Raw genomic sequence first — 18,002 nt, 5'->3', positions numbered from 1 at the left:
CGGCCCGCCTAAACCGACACTGCCAGCCATCCGACGCGCCGTCATAGCAGCACTCTCAAACCACCATCCGCCACAACGATGTCCATACTGCCGTATCCGGTTCCGAATGACCCCAAAATCAATTCTGCCAAAGTAGTGCTAGGGCGTCAGCACTCCAGCGGCCCTGGAGAGCAGCCCCATAGAGCGATGCACTGAGACGTTCTCCAACGTAGGGATCGTTGACGCCATCGAAAAGCTCTAACAACTCGTCTGCCATGGTGGGGAACCTGGTCAAGAGGTTCACGAGACCCATTGTCGCCGTATCTCGCGCGCGCCGGCTTGAGGTCGAAAGAAACCAAGTAAGCGCTATCGCCGCGCGCTGCACAATGCTCGGATCAGCTTCTCCAGCTTGCCTGTCTCTTGCCCATGCAATGAGATCCGCAGCAGCCGAGTTGTCGGGGTTTGAGCTGTCATCGCCGTAGTTTGCGACAAAGATCGACCAATCGGCATCGCGTTCGGGAATTTTCATGACCTTCAGAAGTTCGTGTAGCCAGTACGCATCGAACGCACTTTCAGAATCGATGGTTAGCCGCACGAGTGCATCCCAACGGGCATCTACGCCGTGAGAGTCCTCAAGTAGTTCCAGAGTACGTTCGGTGATGCTCGAAGGTGCCCGCAATCGCACCGTTTCCGGTGTTATGAGGCTCCTGGTCATTACGCCGGGAATGTTTGCCAACGCGTCGGGGAGCTCCACGCCAGTGCGCTCAGGAAGCTGAACTGCCAGCGCTTCGCGCACCCCCCAAGGAAGACCACCTCGCACACAAGCGCGCGCTAGCGGGCTGTCTGGCGATAGCGGAGACGGTAGCTGTGCTTCGACCAGAGTTTCGTCGAGTATTGAACGTGCGACAGTGTGATCGGCGAAACGCTCGAACGTGAACCTGACGTGGTCATGGAGATCGGAATCTGAAGTCTCATCAGCGGGGACGGGTTCGATCGAGATTACGCCCTCTGTTTCTAATTGATGCAAAAGGTCGCTGTCTTGGTCGCCCTTCCCCTCGTGGATCTCGTCAATAATCTCGAACGCTCGGTCGACGGGAATATACGGATCTTGGGTGGATTCAATCTCGTGGGCCAAGGCGTCTATGGCGCGCTCGGTTATCCGTCGCCGACTATTCAGATTCATTCGTCGCTGAATGGCGTCAGATACAGCCTCTCGGTACATTGAGAAGACGGCCGTGACGCCGCGAAGACCTTTCGGGAAGCGAGTCTTGCCTTCCCGCTCTAGCGCGTCGCAGCACGTCTTGAGGAACAGTGGATTTCGGAGTTCGACATCGAGAAATGGATGCTCAGTCAACATGATGCCTCGCAAAGCCAAAAAAGCGCGCGCATCGAAAGTTGAGAAGCCTGTGTGCTCAAGCTCCAAGGGGGATAGCGCACCAAGGTCTGATGGCAAGGTTTGTGAGACGTAGGTTGACCGACAGGAGAAAACGACCGCGACGTGTGCGTACTTGGCAGCGTCGAAGAGAAAGCCGCCGAGACGATCCGGCCATATTTGTCGTCCATGCCGCTCGTTTATGGCATCGATCATAAGCAGGCTTCGGCAACCAGCAGCTTCACCGGCGGCGTCGAGTGCCCCAAGGAATGTATCGCGCGTGTAGTGAGATGGCAGGCCCAATTGTTGGATGAGCTGGGACCAGACGTCCGTGTCGACAAGACTGCTCCCTAAGAACAACAGTGCGGGGCGGGATTTCTGCAGCTGGTAGGCACAGGCGTCTGCGAGTAGGTGTGACTTGCCTGCACCCGCCTCGCCAGTCACCAGGACAGCCGCACCAACGGCCACCAGCCAAGGCTGATCCTCTAGCGTGTCAACAAGAGCGTTGAAAGCCTCTAGGGCTTGCCGGAATGTCGAGTAGTGCGATCGTTCGGGTCGCCCTGAATCTGCAGCCGTCCGGTGTTGGCGTTCTAACTCCGCGTGGTAGAGCGAACGAGCAACCTCAAGGGCCGTATGCGCCTTCCCTTGCCAAGTACTTATTGGCCACTGGTGAGCGCTGAGATCCTCGATGGCATCCAGCGAGCGAGCCCCGGCCTCAATAGTTTCCGCCTGCTCGGCCGTCATGATGCCGGTGCGCTTGAGCCCATCTGTTGCCTCCAGCAACTTACTACGATGGTCTGCAAGTTCCTGCAGAAGCTCAGCATTGCGTGCCAAACCAACCAGAGCGCGCCGAACAGGCAAGGCGACATTGGTTTCCGCGGTATACCGGCGCCCCAGGTTAGACCTTACGCGCCCGAATTGCTCGGCGAACCAGTCGGCCGTCAGATGCTGCGTTCCAAACCAATATAAACGGCGACCAGAGAGCCTCGGATCATCGGAGGTGAGTCGCTCTCCAACGGCATGTGCGTCCCATAGCTTGATTTCCAAGGACCTGCCGTTCGTGGCGGCCTCTGCGAGTCGATTGGCTCGCCAGGTTTCATATGCCGCCCGTTGGGTCACAGCCTTGCCACGGGCATCAGAAAGGTCGAAGGGCAGGCATACCGTTAAGACAGTTAGCTTCGGATGCTTCGCCAGAGCAGCGGCGAGGGACTTGTCGAGGCTGCCAATCAGATTTGCGTCAAAGGACCACGAATACTTGACTTGCCAGCCGATTTCGCTGCCATCGGCGAGCCGGACGAAGCACTCGAGCCCGCCGTCGCGGCCTTTGCCTTTGCGAATAAATTCGCTGCCGGCTGCTCGCTCCTCAATGCCGGCGAGTTGGCAAACCAGTTCCTCGAACCCCTCCGAGCGGCGCCCATTGAGGGCTCGTACTTCGTGGAAATCGATCGATGGGGAGTCGTGCGGCATCAAGTACTCTTGGAATCGGTTGGTTTAGATTTCCGGCGGTTACACTACATGCCTAGCGATCTGCAATTGACGGTTTATTCCCTCATGTTTAATTCAGGCGTTGATATCGCCAGAAGCGGCCGTGATCCACCGCCTGACTACGCCCAACCTCATCCGATTTCGATCCAACCGGCGTTTTGAAGCTACGCTACAAAGCCGTCTTCCTGCGAAACTGGTGGCTACATCAAAGCCGCTCTAGCGGAGAGCCCTCTAGCGGTGCGCAGTCGAGCGAGCACCGGCTGCCCCTTGGCAGCGCAACGCAGAAGCGTCTGATAGAATTCTTTTGTGGGCTGGACGTCGCGATGGATGAGACGGGGGTGTGCGTAGTCGATTTTCTTGGCACGGTACATCTTGAGACAACAGTTGTGACTGGCCCTGACGCGCTGTTTGCCGCGTTGAAGTCGTTTCTGCCGCGCCTGCGGCGTCTGGGCCACGAGGCCGTCGCGTTGTCGCCCCAGCTGCATCCCAAACTTAAGAAACTCGGCCTGCCGGCCGTCCGCCTGGAGACGCAGCACGTGTGCGCCGCGATGTCGGCGTAGCGCAACAAAACCGATAAGGCATCGCTCTGCATCGCGCATATCATGCGCACCGGCTGGTTTCGACAGGCTCATTATCAAGTCGCAAAGCTGCTACCGCGGCGCTGTGGAAGCGGTACTGCCGGCTGCACGATGTCGTCGTGAGGATCGTCGCGCGCAACGAGACTTCGGCGCTTCATGGTCATCCCCGGCGTCGGCCCGGTGACGACGCTTTCGTTCATGATCGCGATCGACGATCCGTCGCGCTTCCGCCGCTCGCGTGACGTCGCCGCCTACTTCGGGCTGATGTCGCGACGCTGGCAATCCGGCTCCACGATCGACGTCCAGGGACGCATCTCGAAGGCCGCCGAGCCGACGTGCGGCGAGCGCTCTATGAGGCGGCTTCCGGTTGATGACGCGCTTCAAAGGCAAGGACAAGGTCAAGAGCTGGGGCCAGCCGATCGCCAAGCGCTCTTGCCATCGCAAGGCCTGTGTCGCGGTGGCGCGCAGGCTGGCGGTGACCATGCATGCGATCTGGAGCGACGGCACGTTCTATGTCGGCGATCCGGCGGCAAGCCAAGCGACGCCGGCCGGCGCGAGCGTGACAAGGCCCGCAAGCTTTTGGGAGCGCATCGATGAGCAGAAGATCATCAGTTGAAACGCATGGCGTCCGCAGTGTCACGGACGCCATCTGAGACGAGGAGATCCGCCCCCGGCGGATGAGGACCGATGCACACCAGGAACGACGGAACGCACGTTATCTTGCCTGCGGCCGCGCCGATCGACAGACGGCCGGACCGCGTCCGATTGCCTGTGACGATGCTCCGTCCGACCGATGGAAAAGTGCGCCACGACGGTTCGAGTGCTGCTTTCGTGCAGCCGAAACACGCCGTCGCAGAGCGCGGAAGATTGCACGGCGCATCGGAACTCGACGGCCAAAGGCGGAATCGCAGTGCAGAGAATAGGAGGAGGAACGACGATGGAGACAAAGTCTCGCAAAGCACAACTGATTAAGATGGCGGGATAAAAGGGGGCACATTGCGCTGCGGTCGGGGCTTTTGTTTTTCAATGGGTTAGACGGCGATTTCGCAATGTGTGCACGTTTACTGCACATTGCAAGAATCGCGAATTCTCAGCTGTTTTTGTGGCTTAGTGCAATGTGCGATGCTCGGCCAGCGCTTGAGGAGGGTGGGGGCGGGAAGGGGGCCGTGGTCAGAGACGACCCGCTGAGATAGCTTCTCGTCGGGAGATAACGAACTGGTGGATGGTCGACGCAGCACCTCGTCGACCTGCCTTGCGGTGACGCGCGTGGGCGGTCGGCACGGCTGCCGCAGCGATCTTTCGCCGCTGCGCCGAGTGCCGACGTCGCCAGCGTCGGCCGTAGGATGGCGGCCGAGCGCAGGCTTGTCGGCTGGCGCCATCCTCCGCACTGCTGATGCATAGGCTTCACGGTCCCGATGGAAAGCGCGCCGGTAGCGACACGTCCGCCAACAAATCCAAGCTTCCACCGGAGGGCTGGTCGGGCCCGGCATCCGCCGGCGCTGCGCACCGCCCAGCCGTGCTACCTGCCGCCGCCAGGGGGCGCTCCATGCTGACACGAATGCGCAAAGTGTCGTGTTACGGTCTGATGGTTTTAGGCCACTGGCCTGATCGCCATCAAAGCAAATGGGAGAGTTCGCCACGTCTAGGATCAACCGCCGCGCCTTGCTCCTCCACTCTGGCAGCGCAGTCGTCGCCTCGACAGTTGCGGCAACGGCGCTCGGTGCTGGGCCGGCAGGTGGAGACCAAGGACCGTCCGATACTTTGCGAGCGCTGATTGAGGCGCACAAGGTAGGTTATGCTGCGTTCGGTGAAGCCCTGCATGACATGGGCGGTGGCAGCAGCGAATCCGACAGAGCCAGCCGGGAGGAGGAGAGGGCGCTGCTCGCCATCTGCGACTACCCTGCGGTGGGGAAGCGGACCGCCTAGCCAAGGCTCGGTATCTATTAGAGACCGAGGCGCGCGGTGAGCTCGACCTGGCAGAGCATATGCAGGCCGTTCCCCACTCTACAATGTGGAGGGGATGAGGCGACCGAGGCGCGGTTTCGGTCAGCTACTGAATGCCTGGTATGCGCCTTATTCCAGACACTCAAATGCGGATCGACATGGCCGCGATCGGCAGTTTTGAACCGATGCCGGAGGTCCTCCCTAACTATCTGGCGCCTACAGTTCGCAATGACGTCAGAATACCGCGTCGTGGGAAGAAACGAGGAGGTTGCAGCGCCCCCGGAGAGATGATGCCCTCAGAGCCGTCGCGCACGGCTTAAAGAATATGATAATGCGGACACCATGCAGTGGCGGGTCGCACTTACCTGATCTGGTCTAGTTGACCTTCGGCACCTAGTGAATGCAACCGATCCAAACCGTTCCGAGTCGCTTTTCAGCTGCCGCTTTTACGGCGTCGGAGCAGCGGTCAGACACGACTAGGCCGAACGGATTCATCAGCGGTTCCGGCAATCCATACTCGTCGATTTCTCCGACAGGCTTTCTGCCCGAGAGCGCGTAGCGGATGCTCGCCCAAAGTGTCCATGCCAGTTCAATCTCGCCCTCCTGGCCGTCGTAAACGCTGCTCGCGGGCACTGTCTTTGAAATGATGCCCAGCTCATCAAGAAGCATCGTCGAAACTAAATGCGCGGCACAATCCGCTAGCTGGATTCCTGCGACCAACTTTGAATCGCAGCCATAGGTAACTGTAGCGCTACGAGGCATCTTGGCGTTTGTTCGCTTCATTCCCTCGTCCAGATAGATCGCCGCGATAGGAGTTTCGGGGGTAACATCGACGCTGGATAGCAGCGTGGAAATATGCGTAGCGAGTATCGCTCGCTCCGAGATCGGGCAAACGGCCAATCCTATCTTGCAGTCGCGTAGGATGGACTGGAGGCGGTGTCGCAATTCCTGTGCCGCCGGGTTACCACGCATCGCCATGCTGCTCTTGAACTCGTCACGAGCGGGATCGAAACCGCAGTCCAACAGGCCTTCAACGACTTGTTCCTGAACGTCAGCTTCACAGTACACGGCAGCCACAACTATGAAGTCCCCACGATCATGGATGCTTTCATCCACGAAGACACTTAAGCCGGAAGGGATTTTGCGTGCCGGGCTCAAAATACGCGGTAGCCGGTGCGGCCACCGCAGCGATAGCCGTCCGGGGACTTGTGTTCATTCAGGGTGAGAGTCTGGGTTTTTCGCGTAAAAACCTTCTGACAGTAGGGGCATTGCACTTTGTAGCTTGATTCAAAACCGCCGAAGCCGCGAAACACCTTCCCTCTTTGAGTTGAGGTGCGCGCCGACGTTGTCACGATGCGAAAACTTTGTCCGGCTATCTCGAATTTCTCGCTGTGCCCGCCTCGCTGGAAGTTCTCGTCGAACACTCTGTTGAGGGACAGTTTGATGCCGCCGTCATGAATCTCGATCTCGGGACATTCCGGCTGCATCAACACGAGAATGAAATGCTGGCCAGTCGTTGCGCCAGTATCTCGATGTCGGCCGGGCATTCCTCGCGATAAGGCGAAAGGAAGCCCCTGAGTTTGACCGTAGTTCCTGATGTCCCGCTATCGATCTGGGTCGCGCTGGCCGCGTCGGGGTCGTAGTCGAGGCCGAACTCGAAATCCCGCAGCCATTGACTTGGCTCGTCATCGCCGTCCTGAGCTTGGAAAGTCGTCCTAACGCGAACCGTCTGGAAGGCCTTGAGCCACATGAACCGGCCGAGGCCTTTCCCGCCTCGTTCGTACTTATGTTCCGAATACGCAGTGTTGAAGGAGTCGAAGTTCTCGTCGGTAAAGCCGATGCCAGTATGGCGGATCTCGAAGCCGACGATAGCGGCGATGTCCTCGCCAAGCAGATCTTCGTCGCGCTCCACGACGATCGTGACACGATGCCGCCTTGCGGACTTCGCGTCCTGAATTGCTTGAAAAGAGTTCATTACCGCCTCGAACAGCGGAAGGAGCGCCTTCCATTTCGGAAGCTGTGTCTGCCGGATCTGCCCCCTGAGGTTGGTTCGAAGCATTCCTGGCTGCAGGGCTGTGATTTGATTCATTGCATCCGGCCTATCTGCAACTTGGTCCGCTAGCGCTCCGCCTGCCTCGAAAGGCGCAATGCTATCACAACTTCAATACAGTTCTAGCTTAGGAAGACGTCTCTTTAACCGGAAAAACCCTGCCATGGATCCGTGATAAAACCAAGGCCGCCAACGCTGATTTGCACGATGTGGTTGAAGCCGTCAGTCCGCTGCCGGCCCCAAATGCTGCCGCCCCGCTATCCGCCGCAAGCACGAACCCGCTTCGCGGGAGGGGCACCTCGGCCTGAGATGGCGCGACTGCCATTTTGACTTGAGCGGGTAGAGGCGTCGATCTGACCATGGAGTTCCCTTCAGCGAGAGGAACTCGCCATGGCTACCCTGTCGACCGATGCACCAATCTCTCCGCTTCGCCAGCGCATGCAGCACGACATGTTCATGCGTGGCCTGGGCTCCCATACCCAGCAGGACTACGTTCGTCACGTCCGGCGCTTCGCTGTGTTCCTTGGCCGCTCGCCCGACACTGCGACGGGCTGAGGACATCCGTCGATTCCAGCTGCATCAGCATGAGAGCGGCGTCGGCCCTGCGACGATCAATGGCGCGGTCTCGGCACTGCGGTTCCTGTTCCTCGTGACGCTGAAGCGTCGGGATCTGGCGCGTGCGCTGGTGATCATGAGGTATCAGCGCAAGCTGCCCGACGTGCTGAGCGTGGAGGAAGCGGCGCGGCTGCTCGAAGCCGCACCCGGCATCAAGTACAAGGCCGCACCTGGCGTCGCCTATGGCGCGGGCCTGCGCGTGTCCGAAGTCGCGCACCTCAAGGTCGACGACATCGACCCTGTTCGACGCGGATCAGCATGCGTGTCGACTGGCTGTTCCCGGGGCGCAGCTTCACCGCGCCGATCTCATCGAGGCAATTGCACCGCGCGGTCCAGGAGGCAGCCGAAGTCGCCGGCATCCGCAAACGCGTCAGCCCGCACACGCTGCGTCACAGCTTCGCCACCCACCTGCTCGAACAGGATGTCGACATCCGCGTTATCCAGGTGCTGCTTGGCCACAGCAAGCTCGATACGACCGTGCTCTACACCCAGGTCTCGACCCGGACGATCCACGCGGTCGCAGGGCCGCTCGACCGGCTGATGGCGCTAATGGAAGGCAAGACGCCGCCCGGCTGAGCCGTGCACACCTCTGTTGAGGTCGCCGACATCTTCCGTGCTGCCGGCCCCGCCTATCGGGCCGCCCATGCAGGTCACCTGAGCCTCATCCAGCTCAAGGTGATGTCGGCGATCGAGCATTGCCGCACCGCGGCGCTCGGCGGTCACGTCGAGGCCTGCGAAGACTGCGGCCAATGGCCGATCGCCTATAATTCCTGCCGCAACCGGCACTGCCCGAAGTGCCAGGGCGCGGTGGCACGGACTTGGCTGGCCGAGCGCGAGGCCGACCTGCTGCCGGTCGGCTACTTCCACGTCGTGTTCACGCTGCCCGCCGAGGTCGCCGACATAGCCTTCCAGAACAAGGCGCTCGTCTACGACCTGCTGTTCAAGGCGGCATCGGAGACGATGCTGACGATCGCGGCGGATCCGAAGCATCTCGGCGCGCGCATCGGCATCACCGCAGTGCTCCATACCTGGGGCTCGGCGATGACGCACCATCCGCACGTGCACATGATCGTGCCGGGCGGCGGCATCGCGCCGGACGGGTCACGCTGGATATCGTCGCGGCCGGCCTTCCTTCTCCCAGTCAGAGTATTGGGCAAGCTGTTCCGCCGTCTGTTCCTGACCCGGCTGGTCGCGCTGCACGACGCCGGTCGGCTCGCCTTCTTCGGATCGACCGCGCACCTGGCCGACCGTCGGGCCTTCCTGCGTCATCTGAAGCCTGTTCGCAGCAAGCGCTGGGTGGTCTATGCCAAGCCGCCCTTCGCCGGACCTCAAGTGGTGCTCGCCTACCTGTCGCGCTACACTCACCGGGTCGCCATCTCGAACCGCCGCCTGATCGCCTTCGACGAGGCTGGAGTCACCTTCCGCTACAAGGATTATCGCCGCGATGGTGCCGAGCGCCAGCGCGCCATGACGCTTGCCGCCGACGAGTTCATCCGCCGCTTCCTGCTCCATCTCCTGCCGCGTGGGTTCCACCGCATCCGTTACTATGGGCTGCTCGCCAGCTCTGCCCGCAAAGCCAGCCTCGCACTCGCGCGCGAACTGCTGAACGTCGCTCCGCCGCCGGGAGATGACACTCCGGAAGAACCGGCTGACGTCCGCCCGCCGTGCCCTTGCTGCGGCGGGCGCATGGTCTTCATCGAGAGGTTCGAACGGTGGTGCCAGCCTCGTGCACCGCCTGCCTCAAGAGCGCCGAACCGGGAGAACGCCCCAAGACCCGGCATGGCCAAGTTGCTCGTACGACCGCGCCACGCCAGCGCCGGTCAACGGGATGTCATGTGCACGTTGCCGTGGCGCCGATCGTCAAGCACATCAATCCCGTCGGAATCAACGCTACAAGCTCTTCGGCCTGGCCCGGAAGCCGCTTCCACGACATCCCCACCGCATCCTATGCGGAAGTTCGCGACAAGCGCTGGCACATCACAAGGCACAAATCCCCATAGGCTATCGTCTGCGGCCCGCGGGTTCCTGCATGAGAGACTTTCGTACGCCTGCCGGCACCCGAAACCCTTATATGGGGATGGTCAACTACAAACGGCATCACGTCGACATTGTCATGTACCTCCGGGCAATCCGCAGATCCATTCGATGTGTCCGTTTGCGTGACGCGGTTCGCGAACGAACCCAGTCCACCTTATATTCGGTCAGGGCGCATGCACCTGTTCCATGATCCCGCTTGCGGCGGATTCGGACCCAAGAGACGAAACCATTCTTCAGCGGCGGCTGTTGAGGCCATGAGTTTCGTCGGTTCGTCTACCGAGGATCTGCCAGGCCTGATCGGCCTGGAGATTGTTATGATCGATTGGCGTCTACGCTGATGGTTTCGTCAGGAGAGCTCCTTCTATAACGACTCCGGCGTTCACGTATTTCCACAGTGCAACAAGCAGTTTCCGAGCGAGGGCGATGATCGCCGTCTTCTTGTACCGGCCACCATTCTGGATGACTCGCGCCCTGAACCACTGGCTGAGTGCGGAATTGGGTTGATGGCGCACCCAGAGCCACGCAACCTGGACAAGCGTCGACCGGAGCCTGGGGTTGCCGGACTTCGAGACTCCCTGCTCGCAATTAATCTGCCCACTTTGCCAGGGCGTTGGCACCAAACCAGCGTAGGCGGCAACCTGTCGTCGATTGTCAAACTTGCGCGATAATCCCTCAGACCACAGGACGGCCGCGAACTCCGGACCTATTCCCTTGAGGCTGAGCAGCAGGGCCGGTGTTGGCTCATCTGCCGCGACGAGCAAGGCGTCGCGTGCCTCTTCAACATCCTTGATCTGCTGGATCAGCAACTCGATGCGATCAAGCTCGCGGCTGATCTGCGCCATGAGCGCTGGCGGCAGTGGACGCCCATCTCCGGTAATGAGCGCATCGAGGCATTTGCGTCGATCGCCTTTTAGTGGTTCGTATCCGGACACGCCTTGGCTGAACAAAAGGCCCTTTATCCTGTTGACGTGCCTGATCCGCTCGTTCGTCAGAGCCTTCCGCTCCCGCACCAACCGGCGACGGTCTTCCTCCTCCGGCGTTGGTCACTCGCAACATCGCGCAAACCCTAGGCTCGCCGGGTTGTGGGCCAACAACGCTCGAACCAGTGCTTCCCCATCAATCCTGTCGGTCTTGGCCCGCCGGCGGCGACGTGATGTGGCAATGGATGCCGGGTCCACGACATAACTCTCGATGCCTTCGCGTTCGAGGACCCGATGTATCCAGAATCCATCCAGACCAGCTTCCTGGATTGATATGACCCGGAAACGCTGCCCTGTCCGCACTTCCGCCTTTCGTTGCAGGTGATGTTTAGCGACTTCACTCTGGCGGAGCGCTGGTCGCCTTCCATCCCCATAGGATCTTCAGCATCCCGGTCGCTCGCGACCATGTGCCAAAATCCTGCAAACCGGACATTCCCGGGTCGTCTCCTACCGGCAGCCATGCCGGCCATATGAACAGCCGCGCAGCGCAAGACGCCGGCCTAACAACTGCTCGAACTCCTTCTTGTAAAGGTGCTTGTAGCGCATTGGCGACATGGGTGCTTACCACAGCGCAACCCCTGTCCTTCCCTGAAGGACAGTCGCAGCCACGAGAAAATGCGTCACCTGTCCGATCGGACAGTTGACCAGGACATTGATGCCACGCGAGAAATTCTGGCAGGTCCTCTGTATTGACTGTGTTGCTGGGTACCGCGGCGAGTTCGCTCTCATTCCGAGATATCAACGCCTTCTCGAGAGCATTCTACCTGCTGACAGATGATCGGGGAACCAGAACTGCGCTCTGGCAAGGAAGCAAACGATGACCAAGAAGCCACGCTCAGCTACCAAGTCGGGTAAGGAAGGCCCGAAGCCAATCAAGGGGGTGACCTCGCCGAAGATCAAAGTGCTGCCTTTGGCCGGAACGCTGCAGCCAAGCTTTGAGGATATTCAGAACCTGCTGGACACTCTCGTGCCTCCCACTGATGCAAACATCAATGGCGCGCCGCACATGCGATTTTGGCGGAAGCCTCCGACCGACACGCGCGATGGCTTTGTCAATTTTGACACATCGAATTGGGGGCAGGATGGCCGGCTTGTCACTCCGGGGCATCCCGAAACCTCGAATTTGTACCTGGCTCTAGCTGGGCAGCCGCCGTTTGACGGTTCATCCCTGAGCCAAATGCCCGATGTTGATTCCGATCCGCTGGCAACGCTGGCGAATAAACAACAACTCACGACCGTAGCGACGTGGATAACGAACGGAGCGCCCGCCTAATTCAAAGTCGAGGCACTCATTCCAAACAGCCGGAATTCGATGGGTCACTGGCGTGGACTCGTCAGAATATTTGAACGCGGGCGGCCGACATAAGCCCGGCATGGTGCACCTGACTGGAGGAGTTTTCTCATGCGACATACCTTACATTTCGTGCCGGCTATCCTTTGCCTGTGTGTTGGGGCGCTCTCGCCGTTGGCTGAAGTCCGGGGGCAGACCCTGCCGACGGATGCGAAGCCCACATGCGTGGTCGATCCACCGATGTTCAAATCATGGTTCGACTCAGGCTCTGTAAGCCTCAACGGTACAATTGGGCCCGCGGACAGCATCAACTTCCCGGACACACCAAACTGCAGCTTTTACCAATGGTCGGAGCGAATGTTTTTGTGGCTCGCCTCGCCGGCCACGTCCCGCTTCGGCGGCAGCGGAAAGGTCTTCGAGTCCCCCGCGTTCTTCGACGTTACCCCCCTCGATGAGAGCAACCACCGAAAGTTCATTCCGCATTCCTCGACGCCATTGAGCATTGCGAGCATCAGAACTCCGCAAAATGGCCCGAACGATCTGCCGGTGGTTATGTCCAACACCGGTCAACTGTTTGAGGTCGTCACACCACCCGCTGGACCAAAAGGTGGACCTTTGGTCCAAGATTTGAGCGGTAAAGTGAGCGAGTTGGCGCGTATGGAAGTCGGTAGCGGACAGACCAAGCCCAACCTGTTCGGCACAGACGGCACGAAAATCGAGGCGTTTCCCGATCTCCCCGCCGCCGCTGCAGGAAGTGCTGTGGGCGGAGCGCAGATCAGCATTGCGCGAAAACTGAGCGTCGGCGGAAAAGACCTGTTGGTTGACGGTGCAGGCGATGTGATCCAGACGGAAGTGGGCCAGGCCAACAGCGACGGGGTCCTAATCTCGCAAAACAATTCGCTGGTCTACTATGTCACCACAGTCAACGACGTCTTCACCTACATGGTGACGGGGGCCGCCAACGGCGGAATCAGTCCCGCACCGACGCAATTTCCTGTGACGCCGAGTGATCTGGACAAGATCGCGGCATTCGCCACAGCAAATCAGAAAATCATTGCCGCTCCGGAGACGTTGGCCATCGAACTTAAGACGTCATGGGTCGACGCGAGTTCAGTCGCTGACGCAAGCAAATACATTACCATGGATGCGACAGTGCCAACTTTTGACATGTCCGATCCCAAGAAGTGGAAACCGAATGGTCAAAAAACCGTGTCGCTTGCCATGGTCGGAATGCACGTTGTCGGCAGCGCAAAGGGCCATCCCGAGATGATCTGGGCGACTTTTCAGCATGTCGACGATGTGCCAACCGGTGCCTACACGTATCTCGACACAGCCGGCAATACAAAGACCGTCGCTCAGCCGAGCTCAGGAACATGGCTGTTCAGTGCCGACAATCCAGCCGGCGTTTTCAACGCCCTGAAGGCGCGATTTGATTCCGGAGATATCATTCCAGGAGATGACCCGTCAGGCATTGCGCCGAGCAACACCATCCGCTGGAAGACTTGGGGGGCGGTGTCTGGCGTGTCTCCGAACCCGATCGACGGGTCCGACACCGCCTCAAACACCGAGATCATCGCCATCAACAATAGCGTGCGGAGCCAATTGGCTGCTGGCGATGTGCGCGCCAACTACGTCTTCGTTGGCGCGACCTGGACGATCGGCGGCGCTTCTCCGACCGCCTCGAACCAGGTGGGTACGAGCATGTTGGCCAACAGCACGATGGAAACCTACCAACAGGGAACGCAAGCTGGAGATAAGGGATCGAACTGCTTCTTGTGCCACAGGAGCAACCAGACCGGCGTAAGCCACGTGTACAAGGTGTTGAATCCCTTATTCTGACACAAGACCGAGCCGCCGCTCGACCCCTTGAACGTTTAAATGTGGGCGCGCACGCTTGCCAGGTGGCCACCGCCGGATATGCCAACTGTCTGCCCGAATGCTGTGCAGTTCGCCGCTGTCGCTACCTCGTGCAAAGAAGGCTGCGCATGTGGCACAGCGTTAGCTTGTCGCCAGCGGAACGTGCGCTCCAGCCGCAATCCAATCTGACAACAGCTGGACGTCCGCCTGCCCGATCACGCCCTGCATGGGCCCGGTTCCAATGATGGCGACCAAAAACATGCTTCTATCCGGCTCGCCCGGAATGATCCAGCCGCCACGGACAAGTGCCGCCATCAGATCCAACGGGGAGTCAAACAGCGTCTTCAGCTTCACGGGTTCGCCGCTTTCGTTGGGAAGCACAAGGTCCTCATGCGCGCGTTTGGCGCGAGACGCGAGACGCCTAATTAGATCCTGAACCTGATTACCCAGGTCGTCGGGGGTTGCACGTGCCGGTCGCACCGCCATGCCGGTCGTGGCTTGGCCATCGATGAAAATGCGGTATATAAAATGACCTGTTCCGGCATCCACACCGTCGTCTGTCTTGAAATTCCAAGCGATCGTTCGTGAGCCTGGCTTTGGTGACTGCTCGTTGGCCACAACCTTCACCAATATCTGGCGCGGATCGAAGACAGTAACAGTGAGCTGCTTCGCACCTTCAGGGATTTGGGCAGCAATATCGAGGCTGTCCCAGGCCAGTGCTATGGGCGGTTCCACGACCACCGGCGCGGCAGCCAAGGCCGCGGCATCCATGTCTAACATATAGATCGTCCCTCCGGACGCGTATGCGACGATCGGTTCAGTCTTGGTGAAACGAAAGCGGTTGATAAACCGACCCACGCCGTCGGCATCGAACCACGTGGCGCCGCCATCGGTCGTTCCGCTAGTCGTCCCGTCAGGACTACCCGACATGAACCCGTGCCCCCAGCCGCCGACCCACCCCACCTGGTCGTTAAGAAAGCCAATACCCTCCAGTTCAACATTCCGCTGCGGATCGTTGATCGGGATGCGCTTCCAAGTCTGTCCACCGTCCGTGGTCTTCAAAATGGCCGCGGCGGTGTCGTTTTCGAGGGACACGAATCCGACTTGCGTATTGAGGAATTGGATCTTCCAACCCCATTCGCCCGTCGGGAAGTCGATCCCAGAATTCAGGAGTTTGTTTTCCCACTTCTTGCCACCGTCGGAGGTGAACATGACCACTGGCTTCAATTGGTCGTAAGTCGTCCCCCCGTTTCCACCGACCACCCAGCCATGCAGATCGTCGACAAAATAGGTATCGATCAGCAGGTTGGCGTGCGCCGCCATCGAGATCGAGTTCCACGTCTGGCCGCCATCGGTCGTATGCATGACCGCTGCCTCACGATTTGGATATTGCGTACCGGAGGCAAAGACCACGCCCTTAGCCGGCGAGGATATCCCACATATCGCGCTAGGCAGCGGCGGCAGCGGATCGGTCATATCGTTCCAGGTCTTGCCATCCTCGGTCTTCCACAGGCGCTGCCGGCGCGTGATTGAGCCCACCCAACCATCGGTCGCGCTGGTGAAGCTCATGCAACGAAGCCACGTGTCGGCGTCGACGGTATGTTGAACCGTCCAAGTCGCACCTGCATCTTCGGTATGCACGATTTGACCCGCACTGTTCACCGCCCAGCCGGTCTCGGGCCCTAGAAACCAAATATCATCGTAGCGTGTCTGGAGCGGAGCGTTCGTTGGACGCCAATTAAAGGCCATCGATCATCCTCCGGGTTGAAAAATCGCAAAATGGCGGATGCAGAAACTGAAAGTTTGCTGCGCACGGCTTGCCAGCTCTGCGCCGCAGGAGAGGAGCCCGGTGAGCATTTACTGTAGCGTCACCGTGGCAGTGTCGGTCCGCGAAGCTTCCACCGCCGAAGCTGGGAGGACGTTGTTTGTTTTGCTCGTTGTCGTGTAAAATGCAGCGTCCTCGATTTCGACCGCATTTTTGACTGCAGCCTTTCCCCTACGAAGGAAATGGCTAGGATAGCGGCATACCGTCGTTCAGCGATGCAATGCTCGACGCCACCCCGGGACCATCGGCGATCGACGCGAAGCCAAGCAGTGGCGCCTTGTGCAGGTCGGTAGAGGTTTGGCATTTTATCCTCTGCCGGATGCAACGTGTTTCCGCCGGATGGACATCGCGTCGTCCTACTGGGTGTTTCCACACCACCTTGCTCTGGTCAGGCTTCCATTCCGCCGCTTTGAGCAGAGTTCCCTGTTGGCACGTATCTGCATCGCCACTCACGCTACCGGTTACGGTGCCATAGGTCCCCACTGCCGGTTTTGGGGCCGGCCCCTGCGCAGCCAGAGGCAGTTACCTGCTGGGCCTCGGCGCTAAACGCAAGGCCAACCAACACTGTCGTGCTCAGAACGAATAGAATGGTTTTCATTTTGTCCTCCCAATTCAAAGGTTACGAGGCCGACATCCGCTGAAGGGTCTTGTCCCTGATCGCGAACGGCAATTGTGGACCCCGCCGGACAAGCAGGGATCTGTCGATACGGAGGATGTTCCGCACATTTCTCAAAGCAGTTTCGTTAACTTCAATGTACGCGACGATGTAGAATTCGCCGTTTTGCTCCCTGGCCATTCCCATCGGGGTTACACGCCATTTGAGTGCCCCGTGATGCGGCATGAAATACGTTTCTTGGACGCCGCCCACAGCAGCGAGCCCTTCGTCGAGCGCATATTCCATAACGGCGCAGCAAAGCTGTGTGAGCGTGCCTCGTAGCCCACCGGTGCGCTTGTCTGGAACCACAAAGGTCCGTGTCCATTCGGCCCAATCCGTGCGCCTGGGAACGCCTCCTATTTCGCACATATCGGAAAAAACCTCCGATACCATGTGCGGCTCGCTTGTTGGGATCAGCCGAGCCGAGGTCACCACGCGGTCATCCTCGATCCCCAGCAAATATGTCGCTGCATCCGTATCGAATTGATCTAGCTCGCGACCATCTGGGCTCGGAGGGCGCCAATGTTTCTGGTGCACAAAAAAATCATGGCGCCGGCGCAAAAACTCGTCGAATTCGTTTTCGTAAAGATGTCTGTTCTGCGCGTTGACGACATGAGCGGCAATCATGCGCAATCCCCCGATCGTTGTCTGGGGATAGTTGCAGCGCGCCTAAAATACGTCACCTGTCCGATCGGACAGTTGACTCAATCGGTACGCGCTAAAGCCCGGTGCCGGGCGATGTCATTGCCTCTCAACCAGGTCACCACAAGCACAAGAATTGGGGTAGGTAGGCTTCTTGGATCCCGTGACGCTAGAGCTGCCACCCAGAATGCAAACAGCTCGATATTTTCATGCAATCACGGCGCAGTGGGTTTCAGGTCAGAACGTCAACGGAAAGGATTTCTATTGCCGAATTGATTGGGGCGGATCTGTCACCTAACAAGACCATCGCGACGATAGCAGCGTTCGGCGGATTGGCAAATCTCCAAGCTGGCAAGGAGAGAAACACTTCCCGCGTTTCACCCACGATCAGTGGTTTATAGAAGGCCGACCCAGATGCATTCGGGGAGACCGCATCCGTTGTAATACGAACATCGGAAACCGGCTTGTCTGTCAGTTGCACCTGGAGCAGCAACTGCTCTTCCGGATCGACCCTAAGTGGCCGGAAGCTGACCTTTATCGTGATTACCCCCGACGTCAGGACTTTTGCCTCAACCCCCTTCAAAGGGAATACAACTGCACGCCGATCGGTTGCGATGTTCGGTCCCAAGAAATCAACGCCATCCACAGTTGACTCGGAGACCTGCTGGCAAGCGGCCAAGTTTGTCGGAGCC

Annotated in this window: 11 protein-coding genes and 3 pseudogenes; 6 read left to right on the top strand and 8 right to left on the bottom strand. The window is 59.3% G+C overall.

The window, feature by feature from the left end; genetic code table 11:
• Window positions 1–118 precede the first annotated feature (118 nt).
• Window positions 119–2,818 (bottom strand): P-loop NTPase family protein, encoded by a 2,700-nt coding sequence (locus tag NKI39_RS20530; RefSeq protein ID WP_352833974.1) that lies wholly within the window; start codon window positions 2,816–2,818, stop codon window positions 119–121.
• A gap of 311 nt (window positions 2,819–3,129) precedes the next feature.
• Here NKI39_RS20530 and NKI39_RS20525 point away from each other — a divergent pair.
• A pseudogene (locus NKI39_RS20525) lies at window positions 3,130–4,030 on the top strand (transposase).
• A 1,721-nt stretch (window positions 4,031–5,751) separates the two neighbouring features.
• Here NKI39_RS20525 and NKI39_RS20520 read toward each other — a convergent pair.
• Genes NKI39_RS20520 through NKI39_RS20510 form a run of 3 tightly spaced genes read right to left on the bottom strand, consistent with a single transcriptional unit; the run spans window position 5,752 to window position 7,417 of the window.
• Window positions 5,752–6,474: a hypothetical protein gene (locus NKI39_RS20520; protein ID WP_352833971.1), complete on the bottom strand. Its 723-nt coding sequence runs from the start codon at window positions 6,472–6,474 to the stop codon at window positions 5,752–5,754.
• Window positions 6,475–6,512: 38 nt separating this feature from the next.
• Window positions 6,513–6,851, bottom strand: a complete 339-nt coding sequence (locus tag NKI39_RS20515; RefSeq protein ID WP_352833968.1) for a hypothetical protein — start codon at window positions 6,849–6,851, stop codon at window positions 6,513–6,515.
• Window positions 6,845–7,417 carry an ATP-binding protein gene (locus NKI39_RS20510; protein ID WP_352833965.1) on the bottom strand — a complete coding sequence of 191 codons (573 nt, stop codon included), beginning with the start codon at window positions 7,415–7,417 and terminating at the stop codon, window positions 6,845–6,847. The genes NKI39_RS20515 and NKI39_RS20510 overlap by 7 nt, the downstream gene beginning before the upstream one ends.
• A gap of 381 nt (window positions 7,418–7,798) precedes the next feature.
• Between NKI39_RS20510 and NKI39_RS20505 the strand changes: the two genes are divergently transcribed.
• The 3 genes and pseudogenes from NKI39_RS20505 to NKI39_RS20495 form a co-directional block, all read left to right on the top strand.
• Window positions 7,799–7,963, top strand: coding sequence for a phage integrase N-terminal SAM-like domain-containing protein (locus tag NKI39_RS20505; RefSeq protein WP_352833963.1), 165 nt, complete (start codon window positions 7,799–7,801; stop codon window positions 7,961–7,963).
• Window positions 7,964–8,281: 318 nt separating this feature from the next.
• Window positions 8,282–8,599, top strand: coding sequence for a tyrosine-type recombinase/integrase (locus tag NKI39_RS20500; protein ID WP_352833960.1), 318 nt, complete (start codon window positions 8,282–8,284; stop codon window positions 8,597–8,599).
• Between the two features lie 3 nt (window positions 8,600–8,602).
• Window positions 8,603–9,766 (top strand): annotated as a pseudogene (locus tag NKI39_RS20495) (IS91 family transposase); the annotation flags it as partial.
• A gap of 623 nt (window positions 9,767–10,389) precedes the next feature.
• Here NKI39_RS20495 and NKI39_RS20490 read toward each other — a convergent pair.
• Window positions 10,390–11,361, bottom strand: a pseudogene (locus tag NKI39_RS20490) (IS110 family RNA-guided transposase); the annotation flags it as partial.
• Window positions 11,362–11,857: 496 nt separating this feature from the next.
• Between NKI39_RS20490 and NKI39_RS20485 the strand changes: the two are divergent.
• Window positions 11,858–12,313, top strand: coding sequence for a hypothetical protein (locus tag NKI39_RS20485; protein ID WP_352692566.1), 456 nt, complete (start codon window positions 11,858–11,860; stop codon window positions 12,311–12,313).
• A gap of 129 nt (window positions 12,314–12,442) precedes the next feature.
• Window positions 12,443–14,170, top strand: a complete 1,728-nt coding sequence (locus tag NKI39_RS20480) for a hypothetical protein (RefSeq protein ID WP_352833957.1) — start codon at window positions 12,443–12,445, stop codon at window positions 14,168–14,170.
• 159 nt (window positions 14,171–14,329) lie between these two features.
• On the opposite strand, the gene NKI39_RS20475 is transcribed toward NKI39_RS20480, so the two are convergent.
• The 3 genes from NKI39_RS20475 to NKI39_RS20465 form a co-directional block, all read right to left on the bottom strand.
• On the bottom strand, window positions 14,330–15,937 hold the full coding sequence (locus NKI39_RS20475; RefSeq protein WP_352833954.1) for a WD40/YVTN/BNR-like repeat-containing protein: 1,608 nt from the start codon (window positions 15,935–15,937) through the stop codon (window positions 14,330–14,332).
• A 695-nt stretch (window positions 15,938–16,632) separates the two neighbouring features.
• Window positions 16,633–17,295, bottom strand: coding sequence for an acyl-homoserine-lactone synthase (locus NKI39_RS20470; protein WP_352692569.1), 663 nt, complete (start codon window positions 17,293–17,295; stop codon window positions 16,633–16,635).
• Between the two features lie 247 nt (window positions 17,296–17,542).
• Window positions 17,543–17,956 (bottom strand): hypothetical protein, encoded by a 414-nt coding sequence (locus NKI39_RS20465; protein WP_352833951.1) that lies wholly within the window; start codon window positions 17,954–17,956, stop codon window positions 17,543–17,545.
• Window positions 17,957–18,002: the final 46 nt, after the last annotated feature.

It is taken from the genome of Mesorhizobium sp. M0664, assembly GCF_040320565.1.
Taxonomy (GTDB): Bacteria; Pseudomonadota; Alphaproteobacteria; order Rhizobiales; family Rhizobiaceae; genus Mesorhizobium.
This window is presented reverse-complemented; position numbering and strand designations above follow the sequence as displayed.

What these genes read in the sequence shown, in the direction of transcription:
- NKI39_RS20530 (WP_352833974.1), bottom strand. Translation starts at nt 2,818, where the DNA reads ATGCCGCACGACTCCCCATCGATCGATTTCCACGAAGTACGAGCCCTC.
- NKI39_RS20510 (WP_352833965.1), bottom strand. Translation starts at nt 7,417, where the DNA reads ATGCTTCGAACCAACCTCAGGGGGCAGATCCGGCAGACACAGCTTCCG.
- NKI39_RS20505 (WP_352833963.1), top strand. Translation starts at nt 7,799, where the DNA reads ATGGCTACCCTGTCGACCGATGCACCAATCTCTCCGCTTCGCCAGCGC.
- NKI39_RS20500 (WP_352833960.1), top strand. Translation starts at nt 8,282, where the DNA reads ATGCGTGTCGACTGGCTGTTCCCGGGGCGCAGCTTCACCGCGCCGATC.
- NKI39_RS20485 (WP_352692566.1), top strand. Translation starts at nt 11,858, where the DNA reads ATGACCAAGAAGCCACGCTCAGCTACCAAGTCGGGTAAGGAAGGCCCG.
- NKI39_RS20480 (WP_352833957.1), top strand. Translation starts at nt 12,443, where the DNA reads ATGCGACATACCTTACATTTCGTGCCGGCTATCCTTTGCCTGTGTGTT.
- NKI39_RS20475 (WP_352833954.1), bottom strand. Translation starts at nt 15,937, where the DNA reads ATGGCCTTTAATTGGCGTCCAACGAACGCTCCGCTCCAGACACGCTAC.
- NKI39_RS20470 (WP_352692569.1), bottom strand. Translation starts at nt 17,295, where the DNA reads ATGATTGCCGCTCATGTCGTCAACGCGCAGAACAGACATCTTTACGAA.